Raw genomic sequence first — 395 nt, forward strand, 5'->3', positions numbered from 1 at the left:
ACGATGATGCGATCCGAGAGCGTCAGGGCCTCGGTCAGATTGTGCGTCACCATAAGGGCGGTCGTGGGCCGGGCCGACCAGACCGCAAGAAGCAGGCGCCGGAGCTGCTCGGCGGTCCGCCCGTCAAGCGAGACGAAGGGCTCGTCCAGGAAAAGCACAGCCGGTTCGGTCGCGAAAGCCCTCGCAAGTGCCGCCCTTCGCGCAAGGCCAAGCGAGAGCTCCGCCGGATAGAGTGAGCGCATGCCGGTAAGACCGAGCGAGGCAAACAGCCCGTCGAGATTTTTCGTTCGCAGGTCTTTCGGCAGCGCCAGCCTGACATTCTGCTCCACCGTCCGCCAGGGCAGCAGGGTGGGTTCCTGGAACACAGCGGCTATGCGGTGCGAACCGACTTCAGG

At 65.1% G+C, this 395-nt stretch carries 1 protein-coding gene; it reads right to left on the minus strand.

The genetic code is table 11. The features are described 5' to 3' along the window. On the minus strand, positions 1–365 hold a 365-nt coding region (locus EN808_RS35245; protein WP_245525206.1), incomplete at its 3' end, for an ATP-binding cassette domain-containing protein. Positions 366–395 lie beyond the last annotated feature (30 nt).

The sequence above is a fragment of the Mesorhizobium sp. M8A.F.Ca.ET.165.01.1.1 genome, assembly GCF_004792065.1.
GTDB lineage: Bacteria > Pseudomonadota > Alphaproteobacteria > Rhizobiales > Rhizobiaceae > Mesorhizobium.